The 12,935-nt window shown below is 39.6% G+C and carries 9 protein-coding genes and 3 pseudogenes; 5 read left to right on the top strand and 7 right to left on the bottom strand.

What is annotated here, in order from left to right:
- Positions 1–157: 157 nt before the first annotated feature.
- Positions 158–1,258 (bottom strand): annotated as a pseudogene (locus ACM0OS_RS25730) (nickel-dependent hydrogenase large subunit); the annotation flags it as partial.
- A gap of 116 nt (positions 1,259–1,374) precedes the next feature.
- Here ACM0OS_RS25730 and ACM0OS_RS25735 point away from each other — a divergent pair.
- Positions 1,375–2,865, top strand: a complete 1,491-nt coding sequence (locus ACM0OS_RS25735; RefSeq protein ID WP_414546019.1) for a site-specific integrase — start codon at positions 1,375–1,377, stop codon at positions 2,863–2,865.
- Here ACM0OS_RS25735 and ACM0OS_RS25740 read toward each other — a convergent pair.
- Positions 2,862–3,074, bottom strand: a pseudogene (locus ACM0OS_RS25740) (tyrosine-type recombinase/integrase); the annotation flags it as partial. The gene ACM0OS_RS25735 and the pseudogene ACM0OS_RS25740 overlap by 4 nt on opposite strands.
- A gap of 136 nt (positions 3,075–3,210) precedes the next feature.
- Between ACM0OS_RS25740 and ACM0OS_RS25745 the strand changes: the two are divergent.
- Together ACM0OS_RS25745 and ACM0OS_RS25750 are read left to right on the top strand one after the other, a co-directional pair.
- Positions 3,211–3,720 carry a hypothetical protein gene (locus ACM0OS_RS25745; protein ID WP_414546020.1) on the top strand — a complete coding sequence of 170 codons (510 nt, stop codon included), beginning with the start codon at positions 3,211–3,213 and terminating at the stop codon, positions 3,718–3,720.
- A gap of 262 nt (positions 3,721–3,982) precedes the next feature.
- Positions 3,983–4,330 (top strand): hypothetical protein, encoded by a 348-nt coding sequence (locus ACM0OS_RS25750; protein WP_414546021.1) that lies wholly within the window; start codon positions 3,983–3,985, stop codon positions 4,328–4,330.
- A gap of 647 nt (positions 4,331–4,977) precedes the next feature.
- On the opposite strand, the gene ACM0OS_RS25755 is transcribed toward ACM0OS_RS25750, so the two are convergent.
- The 3 genes from ACM0OS_RS25755 to ACM0OS_RS25765 all read right to left on the bottom strand — a co-directional run bounded on the left by ACM0OS_RS25755 (position 4,978) and on the right by ACM0OS_RS25765 (position 7,231).
- A complete protein-coding gene (locus ACM0OS_RS25755; protein ID WP_414546022.1) occupies positions 4,978–5,295 on the bottom strand; it encodes a DUF5615 family PIN-like protein in 318 nt (105 codons plus the stop codon).
- Positions 5,292–5,522, bottom strand: a complete 231-nt coding sequence (locus ACM0OS_RS25760) for a DUF433 domain-containing protein (RefSeq protein WP_414546027.1) — start codon at positions 5,520–5,522, stop codon at positions 5,292–5,294. Before ACM0OS_RS25760 ends, ACM0OS_RS25755 begins: the two co-directional genes overlap by 4 nt.
- Positions 5,523–5,680: 158 nt before the next feature.
- Complete coding sequence (locus tag ACM0OS_RS25765; protein ID WP_414546023.1) at positions 5,681–7,231, bottom strand: ATP-binding protein; 1,551 nt, start codon at positions 7,229–7,231, stop codon at positions 5,681–5,683.
- A gap of 466 nt (positions 7,232–7,697) precedes the next feature.
- Between ACM0OS_RS25765 and ACM0OS_RS25770 the strand changes: the two genes are divergently transcribed.
- Both ACM0OS_RS25770 and ACM0OS_RS25775 read left to right on the top strand, forming a co-directional pair.
- Positions 7,698–8,171, top strand: coding sequence for a hypothetical protein (locus ACM0OS_RS25770; protein ID WP_414546024.1), 474 nt, complete (start codon positions 7,698–7,700; stop codon positions 8,169–8,171).
- 5 nt (positions 8,172–8,176) lie between these two features.
- Complete coding sequence (locus ACM0OS_RS25775) at positions 8,177–10,345, top strand: toll/interleukin-1 receptor domain-containing protein (protein WP_414546025.1); 2,169 nt, start codon at positions 8,177–8,179, stop codon at positions 10,343–10,345.
- Positions 10,346–10,514: 169 nt separating this feature from the next.
- On the opposite strand, the gene ACM0OS_RS25780 is transcribed toward ACM0OS_RS25775, so the two are convergent.
- Both ACM0OS_RS25780 and ACM0OS_RS25785 read right to left on the bottom strand, forming a co-directional pair.
- Positions 10,515–12,071, bottom strand: coding sequence for an AAA-like domain-containing protein (locus tag ACM0OS_RS25780; protein ID WP_414546026.1), 1,557 nt, complete (start codon positions 12,069–12,071; stop codon positions 10,515–10,517).
- Between the two features lie 234 nt (positions 12,072–12,305).
- Positions 12,306–12,818 (bottom strand): annotated as a pseudogene (locus ACM0OS_RS25785) (nickel-dependent hydrogenase large subunit); the annotation flags it as partial.
- Positions 12,819–12,935: the final 117 nt, after the last annotated feature.

Raw genomic sequence — 12,935 nt, forward strand, 5'->3', positions numbered from 1 at the left:
TAACTCTACTACATCAGCCCTTTTTTTTATACTCTTTTTTTGGCTACAGTATTGAAAAAGGAACTGTTATTTTTGTATTTAAGCAGCATATACTCATAATTTAAAAAATATAATAGCCAATGACTAGTTATCGAGTTAGTCATTAGCTATTATATTTTTAAGCAGTACGAAAACGCGCCAACTCCTCACCAGTCTTAGCATCATGGGCGTGAACAGTACACACCAAACAAGAATCAAACGATCGCGCGACGTGACCAACTTCCACAGGGTCTGTAGAATCCTCAATAGGTGTCCCTATCAAAGCTTCTTCAATGGGGCCGCGTTTACCTTCACCATCACGGGGGCCGATATTCCAAGTACCAGGAGCAATCACTTGGTAATTTTTAATCTTACCGCCTTCTATATTTACCCAGTGACATAACGCACCCCGCGCAGCTTCCGTTGCACCCCAACCCTGACCGTCTTTTTCTGTAGGTTTAATATACCAGGGGTCATTTAATTTGAACTCGCGTAGACAATGTTCAGCTTGGCGATATAACTTGACAAGTTCGTGAACTCGTGCTAATTGACGCACATGAGTGTTAGCACCACCCATCTTTTTGAACACATCTAGAATAAACCCATCATGGTGTTGCCAAGACTCGCCATGATTACCACCCGCCACTAATTGACGCGCTAAGGGGCCAGCTTCTAAGCGCCCAAAGTCTTTGTGGAGGACAGCACTTGCCCAAGAATAGGCATTATCAAAGTCTTTGCTGTTATTTGCCGTGGGTTTAGTAGTGCGATCGCTTGGGTGAATATCTGCTGTTCCTTCATCGTACCAAGAACGAGTTGTATTCTCGCGGATCAAGGACTGATCAATCAAAGTATGGGTGTCGCTGAAGCTGTCGTACACGCCACCCTTCATAATCGTCGCAGCATTGCGCCCTTCAATAGTGGGCTTTTGGTATTTATCTTCATGGGCTAAATATCCCCAAGTCACATATTTACCCACACCAGCGCCATATCTATCTAAACCGATATCTAAACCCATGCGCCAATATAAACCCAAATCCGATTCACGATGCTTGCGGTCTTCATCCAACCACGCCATAAAATCATCGTAGCTTTGGATTTGTTCGTAACGTTCCAAAGAACAACCCAACCACACTGGTTCTAACCAATTGGTGCGGAAGTATTCCAGAATCGCCCAAGCGCGGGTAATATCTGTCAGGGTGGGCGCGCACATCACTCCACCAGGCACCATATAACTGCTGTGGTAACTAGTGGAATCTTCATAATGTTATTGAAGAACTTGTTTTATAAAGTTTTTCTGCTATGAGATAACATTTTATTTTCACCATTTCAGTTTATAAAAAAGGGAATATCTAGGGAATGAGCGGACAAAATCAAAATCAGGATGATTGCGAGGGGACATATTCCACATCTACACATGAATATGCAAATGCAGACTCAACCGACTTATTCGCCGATATTTTTGCAGATTTTGAGCCGCAGAACACCACAGACGGCAGCTATAGAGGAACAATGGCGAAAATTAAAGCCACGGAATTACAGTATCAAGCAGTTTTTGAGCAGAAGTTAGTCGAAGCTAATACTAATTTAAAAAGGGAGAGAATAAGAGTTAGCATTAAACAAACTGGCAATTCTCTCCAGTTACGAGCTACGCTACCGTTAAAACCAGGCGATAAAGCTCCGCTTCGCCGAGGCGATCGCAGCTCAGGTAAAGAAAAAAAGCAGTATGATTTGTCTCTGGGGATACCTGCAAATTTAGAGGGACTGAAAACTGCAATTGAAGAAAGTTACGAGTTGGGTAAATTAATCGCTCGTCATACTTTCCAGTGGAATGAAAAATATTTAGGAATTAAATCTAGAGAAAAGCAAGAAATAAAAACCATTGGAGAATTATTAGATACATTTGACGAGAAATATTATCAAACCCGTCAGAGAACTATAACGAGTCAAAATACTTTTGCTAACTATATATCTGTAATTAAAAGAAACTTTCCTCTCACCCATTTAGCCACAAAGGAGAATTTCGAGGAAATCATTAATTCATTTCAGGGTAATAAAAAAAATGAACTAATTGCCGTAACTTCTGTTTTGATTAAAACTTTTAATTTAGGATTTACACTCGATGTGACACGAGATAATGTCACCCCAGCCCATAGAGAAATTCCCGAAGATGATCAGATAATATCTTCTTTTGACCTATTTGAGAAATTCGCCCTAAACCGCAAAAATACAAATATTAGTGATGAAATTGACACTTGGGAAATGTGGCGTTGGGTATATGGAATGTTGGCGACATTTGGGTTAAGACCAAGGGAATTATTTGTACAACCAGATATTAATTGGTGGATGTCTCCCCAAAATATAGACCATACTTGGAAAGTGAATAAAAATACCAAAACTGGATATCGAGAAGTTATCCCCTTTGTACCTGAATGGATAGAGTTATTTGATTTAAAAAATCCCAAACCATTAAAGATTTTAGAGAAAAAGGTGGCAAAAATTGCATCTGTGCAAAATATTAATTGGATGCGGAGAGATATATCCAGATGGTTTAGAAAAGTGGGAATTGAGTTTCAACCCTACGATTTACGTCATGCTTGTGCAATTCGAGCGCATCTTCAGGGAATACCTATTAAAGCCGCAGCAGATAATTTAGGTCATACTGTTGATGAACATACAAAAACCTATCAAAGATGGTTTGGTATTGAAAACCGGAAGAAAGCCTTTGGTGAGGTAATTAGTCAAAAGTCGTTAATTGAGTTGCAGAAAAATGAAATTTTGGCGCTCAGGATGGAGAATGAAAGGTTAAAGTTGGAGGTTGAAAAGTGGAAATCAAGAGAGAATGTCTAACAATCGAGAGGATTACGAACAGCTTTACCTCCACGGTTAAGAACGTGGGTATAAATCATGGTGGTTTTGACATCCTTGTGTCCGAGTAATTCCTGAACGGTGCGGATGTCGTAACCATTTTGTAACAGATGGGTTGCGAAACTGTGGCGAAATGTGTGACAACCCACCTTTTTTTGAATTTTTGCGGCTCGAACTGCTTGTTTTAAAGCTTCATTTAATCGCAAGCCCGTACCGTAAAGTAATTTAATTAGCCGCCCGACTCTACTGCTCGTACGTCAGCCTATAGACAGGTTAATCCGTCTACAATATATTTTGTGTCCTTCACAAAATCTAGTGGGAGTCTTTATGCGCAAATGTGTAGTGATCACTGCTTTGGCTGCGGCGCTTGTTATAAGCCCTAGTCCGGCGAATGCCGCTTTTTGGTTCCTCCCATGGATCATTTTTGGTACTGGCAAGGTGATCGCCGTCAAGACTGTGGTTATCAACAAGGGTTCTACAGTCTTGATTGCAAAGCAAAGGGCCGCAATTGGCTCAACAGCCAAGCTGGGCTTGCTATCTGGGAAGTCAGTCATAGTTAACGGCAAGGTTATCTCCGTTGCCGCAGTTGGTGGCTTGCTCATTGAACGTGGGCTAAAATCATCAGGTTCTCAGTTTATTGATCAAGAGGTCGTAAAGGAGATAGCGGCTGCTCGCTCTATTGGGCTTACCGAGTATAAGACCAAAGTCTGTACCCAAAGATCCGGGGAGCACTATGCAGTCCCGATCGACACAGTGAAGTGCTTGGATGGAAAGGATCCCGCTCTCCTTGCGAAACCGCTTAAGTTGAACAACCTAAAAGTCTCAACCGCTAAGTGAGCTTCACGCCCTTTTTTGCCCGCAGGCGCAGTCTAAATCAAACTTAAGACAATAGTGCGGACACTTTTAAATTTCGTACGACAGAATAAGGGTTTCAGTGCGATCGCGCCAGCGCTGACTTGTCAGTGCGCTATTAAGTAGAGAATCTTAGCTGAGATTATCAAGAGATTGAAAGAGGGTCACGTTAATATCGTTTAAGGTAATTAGATCCGACGATTCGTGAACAGGTCAAACAAATCATCCATAAGTTATTAGGAGGCGTATGAATAACTGGACTGTAGAACAAATTGCATTTCGATGCGATCGCCTTTCTGTACGTCTGGAAAGATTGGCACAGAACTTTCTGCAAATGGCATCTCTCAGTTTGGATGGGGTTAATGGGGAAGCGGTACTTGGGATTGTTAGGGAAAGTAAAGTATTTTTAGAACTGACAGCGATTGATTTAGATGTGGACAGTGCGTTTGAACTGGCTCAAATGCAACGTCAATTGTCTCGATGGCATATTCATTGGTGGTCAACTTGGGCAAGTGATTCTAGTCGTCTGGAAATTTCAAACTTGTCTCAAACCTGGGCAAATCGAATTAGGGAGATGGCAGGAGTTCTGGTTTAAATTCCCATCTTTTAACCCTGATATGCTTAGAAACAGAGTAGAGAAATTTATTGAACGTTGTGAAGATAACCTGGAGGATGATCAATCATGAATCTCAATGAGTTGCCGGGATCTGAAATAATCTTACCTGGACAGAGTGATCTTCACAGAGGTGAATCCAATACAATTGGAGCATTGTTAGCTGCGTTGGCAAAGCCTCTCTGAAAGAGAATCGCGTCAACACGCTTAACTGAAGCTGGTTTAGATATCCCTAAAGATAACTTAGCCCCAGAACCAGAGCTAATCTTATATGCCCTTCTCCAAGATGAACGAGAGGATGCTTACTGTTACTATAATGCTTTGCTTAATCTCCTCAATAGCTTTTGCAATGCACTCGAACTCAGTTATAAATATAAACCGTCTAACTTGACTGTTAAACATCTTTGAAAAAAGCGATTCCTACGGAGCGCTTCGCTATCGCGCAAGTGCTGACTTGTCAGTTCGCTCAATATCCAAACAAACAAACAAAGTGCGATCGCTCAACCCCGAATGAAGTTTGGAAAAGAAACCCTGTACCCAAGTTTGCTTGAGAAAGCAGCCGTATCAGGGAATTAGTTCGTGGAAACCACATCCCTATGGTTAATAATTGCTTCCCATCTGCTTTGTAGTTATGAGAGGGCAAGCAATGATGAATTTTCATCTTCATAAAATAATTTGATCGTGCTGAACTCCCGACGCTGTAAGGTAGAACAGTTTCCAAGTCTAAGCCAGATGACTTTTGGGGGATTCCCAAACACTAAACTCAGATCGTGCATATCAGCATCTTTCGAGACAATCATCAAATCATTATCTTTTGCATAATTCCAAACTATCGGGTCTATTGTTGCTTTCATGCCTACATCTCGAACATGAAGCGAGTCTGGAAAAATATCGCTCAAACGGGTGGATAATTTAGGGGATAAATTTTCATCAAACAGTAATTTCATGCTGATAATGGAGAAATCATCAGCCGACGTTCACGGTCAGCCGCATAAGCAATACAAGCTTTTAAAGCTTCCCGCGTTAGATCGGGAAAATCATCAAGAATTTCTGCTTCTGTCATTTCGGAGGCTAGGTATTCAAGCACCTCATAAACTGTAATTCGCAAGCCACGTACACAAGGCTTACCACCGCGTTTATTCGCTTCGATTGTGATATAGTTTCTGTAATCCATAGGTGGCTGTGCATTTTTGTCAATTTCTCTGATAGCGCAAGCGCTGCTGCAAGCAGATCGTACCATGTATTTTTGCTCAAAACTCAATAACTTCACTGTTAAACATCTTTGAGAAAAACGCTCAATATCCAAACAAAGAAATCAATAATTCAAAATACTCACGCCCGAATCACAGTAATCCTGCGTTGATTTTCCGTCAGCACAACCTGAGTTGATAAACGTTCTTCCATTGGGAGGGCATTTTTACGCCTATCAAACACAAATAACCAACCAAAATCTAACCCCAAACGCCCTAAATAGGATTCTAATTGCTCAATACCCTCAGTTTGGGGGTCACGCTTTTTCTCCCGCCATACCTTTAACTCAATACCTAACGTGACATCCTTGTAACGCAGACATAAATCCATTCTGTCACTACCAATTGCATATTCCCGTTCTAGGGTTCCACCACCATTAACAACACGATGCAAGAAAGCCATTAATACGATGTGGGGGGCAATTTCATGATAGCCAGTGCTACCTAATAACGGTTCTCCGTGCTGTCGCCAAAACTTGAGAAATGCTGCAAGTAACGCATCTATATTTAATTCGCCTTCCGGGGTTAACCAAGTGGGTACAATCATTGGTAGAGAAGCCATTGGTGTCACCGTTAATACCCTGGGTAAAACCTCCCGATAAATGGGATTAGCAATGGTTAATCCACCTTGGGGGTGCATTTTACACAAACCCAAATCCATCACAAATTGAATATCATCGTTGGGTATATCCCCCAATTCTAAACCTGCTAACATTGGTTCAATAATCGCTTTGATTCTTGGTTCTCGTAAGCGTTCAGCTAAACTATCCAAGTGAGTATCTTGACGAGCAATTAATATTTCTTTTGCCTGTAAAATGTGTTCTTTAGTAATAGCAATACTTCTATCTTTCACCATCTTTTCCACAACTTCTTTCGCCAGAGCATTCACTAACCAAGGTTGTCCTTGGGTTAAATCAAAGGCTGTTGCTGTGGCTTCTGGTGTGAAAATTTGTCCGGTTTCTTCTGTATGTTGTTGATATAGTTCTGCCACTTCCTCGGCATGAAAATTTCTCAGGGTAATGGAAGTGACTTTAATATTAAAAGGACTGGATGTGTTTAATCTGTCACTACCACCGGATGCTACTTTATAATCTCGCACATCTCTTAAACCAATTAATCCCACCGATGAGGGAAAATTTTCTGGACGACTGCGATAGCCTTCACGTAACTGTCGTAAAACTGAAATCAGTGTTTGGTCTTGTAGGGAATCAATTTCATCTATAAATAATACTAACGGACGATTTATAGCTCGTGACCAAGCTCTTAAATTTTCGCCAATTCTCTGCCCAGGCGCATTATAAACCCAAGTTGGGGGTTGTAGTTCTGGGGGTAAGTTATCCTCAATTGTATTCCCCCAAGTTCCCAAAATTGCTAATTCTGCGGCACTGGGGTCATGATTAAATGCACTTCCCACCTCTACTGATACCATTACTGCTGCATAACGTCCTGTATCGGTAAGTTGCTGTGCTAGAGCTAACATTGCTGTGGTTTTCCCCGTTTGTCGTGGTGCATGAAGGACAAAATAACTTTCTTGTTCAATCAGCAACGACAAGTCCGGGAGACGACTTGTGGCTGAGATGGTGTAGTGCTTTTCAGGGTTACAAGGACCTGCAATATTAAACCAGCGAGACATGGGATTTTGGCAATTGGCGGACACTTTGAGTTTAGACGATTTTAAGGTTGGGGATGGCACGAAGGGCTAATTGGAGATTTTTGTTTGTTTAAACATCGGGTAGATATACCGAATCATTCCGTCTATTATTCGGAAAAAGATAATAGCCATTCAATTTATTGCTATCTGCCCATATTTAAGTAATTATCTGGAAATTTTCTGTATAATATGTTGATAGTAACGATATCCGCAAAAGTTCTTAATATTATGACTAAATTAACTGTAATGCTTTATATTACTGGATTGTTTGGTGTGAGAGACAGAAAATTTCCGTCTAATAAATAGTTGGGTGGCTTAAGTTATTGATATAGAGGTAAGAGAAGTCTTTACCATGTATATCTGTTCATGAGTGAGGTGATCGATGACTGTGTTTTTTGTGCATGACTTTTAATGGGGTTATAGTTAAAAAAATAAAATTTATCCCTATATGTCTTACTATGTTGCTCCGCATCAACCAGAACGTTTGTTTTCTAGAAAGAGCAAGAATGAAAGAGATGCAAGATATATAGCAGCTCAAGAACTAGCTTGTTTGGTTAATGACAAATCATTAAAATTGAAAATGCCTAATGGTTTCAGTACTAGACAGTTGGTTGAAATTCAAGAAGAAACTTTGATGCCAAAAAACAAAGAAGAAATTTTTACTGCGGTGGAAACTCTTGCAAAGCTTTCTGATTCAAAGCAAAAAGCTCAAAATCTGTATAAACAATCTTTGGAAGTACACAAAAAGATGGACTTATTGTTTGAGGAGACATTATTGGCTGAAAGTGATTTTAATGAGATTAAAAAAAGCCTAAAGCTTATTAGAGATTATGCTGTAGCACTTTCAGCTTATAAAGAAGCTTTACCTGAAGCTACAAAAGCGAGAAAGTACCTAGAAGAAATTTTAGAACTACCTGAATAAATTTTATGAAACAAGAAAGCGTTCTTTTCTCTGAAGTTTACAATATTGAGACATCAGAACAAGACGACTGGTTTAATCCTCGTCTCGATAGAGATACTCATTTATGTATAGATCCATTCCAAGTTTTTAAGTCTAAAGATCCATTCTTTAGTAATTGCCGCCAGAAGTTTATGCAGTTCTTTAGATGTGCTTTTGATGTAGCTTCTAAAATTTGTGAAGTTCCTTCCCAAGAAGATAAAAAATCAGGAAATTTGCCGTCAAAATATAAGAAATTAATATATGATACGCTTCGTTTTCCAGAAGTAGAAGAAGTGTGTTTAGGTTTCTCTAAGCGCACCACTGGTGGAGCAGGTATGGGTAAGGATTTTGCGATAAAACTATCTGATGCTCTTATCAACCTTTCAAAGAAATCTAGTTCGCCTCCTAAACATTTTGAACAAATTGAAATTTTCACTCCAGGTATCGGTAAAGATAAAATCAGTGATGCAACAGGTAATCTGATCAAAAAAGAACTAGTGCTATATACGAGGGATGTTTGTAAGAGGCTTGCTATAAGTGATGAACATCTTAAATGGAACACTGTTAAAAATTTTGATTTTGATTTTGAATATAATGAGTGGGATGACCAAAGCTTTTACTTACCTTTAAATCCTTTCAATAATAAGCCTATACTTTTAGTTCCAAAGGCTTTTTTACGTGAAATACCATCTATTGGTTCTGAACAACTTTATCGTTTTATCAAGAGCAGAGAAAATGAACAATTAAGAGCTAAACTAAACTCTGATCTGCATGATGATCTTAAAAAATATGATTTAGAAAACGAAGAAGAGGAAAAAGAAGATGACAGCAGCAATTCTGCAAAAAAATATGTTTTAGGCTACATTGAACAACATCCAGAAATTTTGAATGAATTTATAAATGATGTTGAAACTCATCCAGATTCATACACTCAGTATAACTTTGAAAAAGATACCAAGAATATTATCAAGCTTCCTAGAGTGATCAAAGAGTTTGTTGACAAAAACCCCCTTCCACGATCAACATATTCCAACTCAGAGGAATTTCGTGAGTTTTTAATTTCATTGATTCTAAAACTAAAACAGTTTGTTGAAGATGAGGAATTCAACGGATACAAGCATTTATGGGAGATTCACGAGGTTGATAGCGATACAGATAATTTAGCTCAACACAATCTTAGATTTCGTAGCCAATCAATTGTAAAAAATCTTGTTGAAGAGCTAATTGGTGAATATTGCTATCAATCCAAGGTAAAACTTAAAAGTGAAAGTGGTCTCGGAAAAAATCCTGTAGAATTCAAATGCTCGGATTCTAATTATAAAGAAAAAGCTTTATTTCTAGCTAAAACTATTGGCAATGTAAATTTTGATGAAGATGCTTTAAAGAAGCTGACCTCAGATTTAAGGAGAGGAAAAGTAAAATTTTGTTATTATCTTGTGTTTGTTCATAGTTCAGAGGCTCTGGAAAAGCTTAAGGAGGCTATTCAAGAAATTGAAAAATTTGACTTTCAAGACCTTTTCTTTAAACTAGTTCTTATAAACTCTGCACAAGAAAGAGATTTGGATATATTGTCATTGGAGTGCCGATATATGACTACACAAAAAGAGGTATGTATTAGCTATGCTCGTGGAGGAAATAGCGGTGAAATTGTAGATAAGCTATGTAAAATTCTTAAGAACAAAAATATTGATATTGTTCGTGATTCGGAAGAGTTGAAGTATAAAGACCCATTAAAAAACTTTATGCAAAGATTGGGGAAAGGTAAATGTGTAATTACAGTCATAAGTGATAAATATCTCAAATCTAGATACTGTATGTTTGAATTAACTGAGCTTATTGAAAACGGAAAGTTTCAAGAAAGAATTGTCCCCCTTGTTTTGGAGGATGCGAAGATTTATGAGCCAGTTGATATCGTTGAGTATATTAGATTTTGGGAAGAGAAACTTGAGGCTACAGACAAAGCAATGAAGTCTGTTCAACTTGCCAACTTAGCACCAAATATAAGAGAAGATATCGAATTATACTCAAAAATAACACGAACGATAAGTGAGTTTATTGGTCATCTGAGAGATTTTCTAGTTCTGCCAATTGATATACACGAGAATTCAAATTTTGAAGATGTTGTGAATGAAATCAATAAGATTCTTTCAAGATGAATTTCTTTTATTTTTTCAAGTTCGTTCCCCACAACACTCCTGATGAATCTGCTGATAAATTCCTCTTAACGCACCAAGATTGTGGACTTTAAGCAAGCGATCGCCTTTGGCAGTGCGCGACAGCGCGATCGCTCAATTTTCAAACAAAGAAATCAATAATTCAAAATACTCAAGCCCGAATCACAGTAATCCGACGCTGATTTTCCGTCAGCACAACCTGAGTTGATAAACGTTCTTCCATTGGGAGGGCATTTTTACGCCTATCAAACACAAATAACCAACCAAAATCTAACCCCAAACGCCCTAAATAGGATTCTAATTGCTCAATACCCTCAGTTTGGGGGTCACGCTTTTTCTCCCGCCATACCTTTAACTCAATACCTAACGTGACATCCTTGTAACGCAGACATAAATCCATTCTGTCACTACCAATTGCATATTCCCGTTCTAGGGTTCCACCACCATTAACAACACGATGCAAGAAAGCCATTAATACGATGTGGGGGGCAATTTCATGATAGCCAGTGCTACCTAATAACGGTTCTCCGTGCTGTCGCCAAAACTTGAGAAATGCTGCAAGTAACGCATCTATATTTAATTCGCCTTCCGGGGTTAACCAAGTGGGTACAATCATTGGTAGAGAAGCCATTGGTGTCACCGTTAATACCCTGGGTAAAACCTCCCGATAAATGGGATTAGCAATGGTTAATCCACCTTGGGGGTGCATTTTACACAAACCCAAATCAATCACAAATTGAATATCATCGTTGGGTATATCCCCCAATTCCAAACCCGCTAACATCGGCTCGATAATCGCTTTTATTCTTGGTTCTCGTAAGCGTTCAGCTAAACTATCCAAATGAGTATCTTGACGAGCAATTAATATTTCCTTTGCTTGTAGAATATGTTCTTTTGTAATAGCAATACTTCTATCCTTCACCATTTTTTCCACAATTTCTTTAGCCAGAGCATTAACTAACCAAGGTTGTCCTTGGGTTAAATCAAAGGCTGTTGCAGTTGCTTCTGGTGTGAAAATTTGTCCGGTTTCTGCTGTATGTTGTTGATATAGTTCTGCCACTTCCTCGGCATGAAAATTTCTCAGGGTAATGGAAGTGACTTTAATATTAAAAGGACTAGATGTATTTAACCTGTCACTACCACCCGATGCTACTTTATAATCTCGCACATCCCTTAAACCAATTAATCCTACCGATGAGGGAAAATTTTCTGGACGATTAGGAAAACCATCTCTTAATTGCCGCAATACTGAAATTAACGTTTCATCTTGCAAAGAATCAATTTCATCAATAAATACTACCAAAGGTCGGGGTGAAGCTTTTGCCCAATCTTGCAAAAAAGCCCTAATTCTTTGTCCTGGTTCTTCCTGTTGCCATTGCCTAACAGGTGGTTGCAATTCATCGGGTAATCGGATGGAAATCGTGTTATACCAAGTTCCCAAAATTGCCAATTCTGCCGCACCTGGGTCATGATTAAATGCACTTCCTACCTCCACCGATACCATTACTGCTGCATAACGTCCTGCGGCGGTAAGTTGCTGTGCTAAGGCTAACATTGCCGTTGTTTTCCCCGTTTGTCGCGGTGCATGAACAACAAAATAACTACGCTGTTGGATTAGCTCCTCCAAATCTGGTAATCGTGTTGTTGGAGATAGCATATAGTCGATATCGTCTTTACATGGGCCTGCAATGTTGAACCAGCGAGACATGGGACTTTGGCAGTTAGCGGACACTTTGAGTTTAGACGATTTTGGGATTGGGGCGGCAATGTAGGGAAGAATTAGGTAATGTCTGAGAAAACCAAATAAATAACTTTTAGCAGAGAAAAATTAACGGATTGGCTGCTAGATACTATCTCAGAATCGCTTGATTTAAGGAAAAATCAGGGAATCATTGCACCTATCCTTACAAATTCTGACTATATAAGCACTTCCGCAATTTATCACCATATAACTGCTGTGAGGCCATTGTCCGCCCAACAGTGCATAAATTTCTACTGGTTTAGCGGAAATAGTCACACCGATTTCGTAAGATGTGCCAGTGTAAGCCGCAAATCTGCGACAAGCCTCTTCATAAAAACGACTGCTACGGTAATTTTTATTAGTCAAATCAATAGCAAACAAACCATAAAAGTAACGGGGTATACTTTGAATGGTTTCCACAATTTGACCCAAATTTCTCGCCAAAATTGCATTGCGAGGAACTTGTGTACCCCAAGCTGTATCTAATGCCCAGGATGCGCTCGTCAGATGGGAACCGCCACAAATACCGCAGATACGCGGCGTCACAATTAAGCCGGCTTGGGGGTCTTTACCGCGCAAGATAATTTCAAATCCCCGAAACAGTTCGGCGTGTGTCCAGGCGTTAACTACCCGCCCATCTTCAATATCGACTCGGACATCTAAATCGCCCTCGACTCTACCGACAGGCGAAATATCTAGTGTTTGAATTGTCATTCTCCTCTCCTAGTGTGTAAGGGAGTAGGGAGTGGGGAGTAGGGAGTAGGGAGAAGAAGCAGGGGGGCAGGGAGCAGGGGGGAAAAACTTCTAGCTATGACCAACATTTTCCCTATT

Source organism: Nostoc sp. CCY0012 (assembly GCF_963920855.1).
GTDB lineage: Bacteria > Cyanobacteriota > Cyanobacteriia > Cyanobacteriales > Nostocaceae > Cyanocohniella.

Excerpts from the sequence above, each read along its gene's own strand:
- ACM0OS_RS25735 (WP_414546019.1), top strand. The coding sequence starts at position 1,375 with ATGAGCGGACAAAATCAAAATCAGGATGATTGCGAGGGGACATATTCC.
- ACM0OS_RS25745 (WP_414546020.1), top strand. The coding sequence starts at position 3,211 with ATGCGCAAATGTGTAGTGATCACTGCTTTGGCTGCGGCGCTTGTTATA.
- ACM0OS_RS25750 (WP_414546021.1), top strand. The coding sequence starts at position 3,983 with ATGAATAACTGGACTGTAGAACAAATTGCATTTCGATGCGATCGCCTT.
- ACM0OS_RS25755 (WP_414546022.1), bottom strand. The coding sequence starts at position 5,295 with ATGAAATTACTGTTTGATGAAAATTTATCCCCTAAATTATCCACCCGT.
- ACM0OS_RS25760 (WP_414546027.1), bottom strand. The coding sequence starts at position 5,522 with ATGGATTACAGAAACTATATCACAATCGAAGCGAATAAACGCGGTGGT.
- ACM0OS_RS25765 (WP_414546023.1), bottom strand. The coding sequence starts at position 7,231 with ATGTCTCGCTGGTTTAATATTGCAGGTCCTTGTAACCCTGAAAAGCAC.
- ACM0OS_RS25770 (WP_414546024.1), top strand. The coding sequence starts at position 7,698 with ATGTCTTACTATGTTGCTCCGCATCAACCAGAACGTTTGTTTTCTAGA.
- ACM0OS_RS25775 (WP_414546025.1), top strand. The coding sequence starts at position 8,177 with ATGAAACAAGAAAGCGTTCTTTTCTCTGAAGTTTACAATATTGAGACA.
- ACM0OS_RS25780 (WP_414546026.1), bottom strand. The coding sequence starts at position 12,071 with ATGTCTCGCTGGTTCAACATTGCAGGCCCATGTAAAGACGATATCGAC.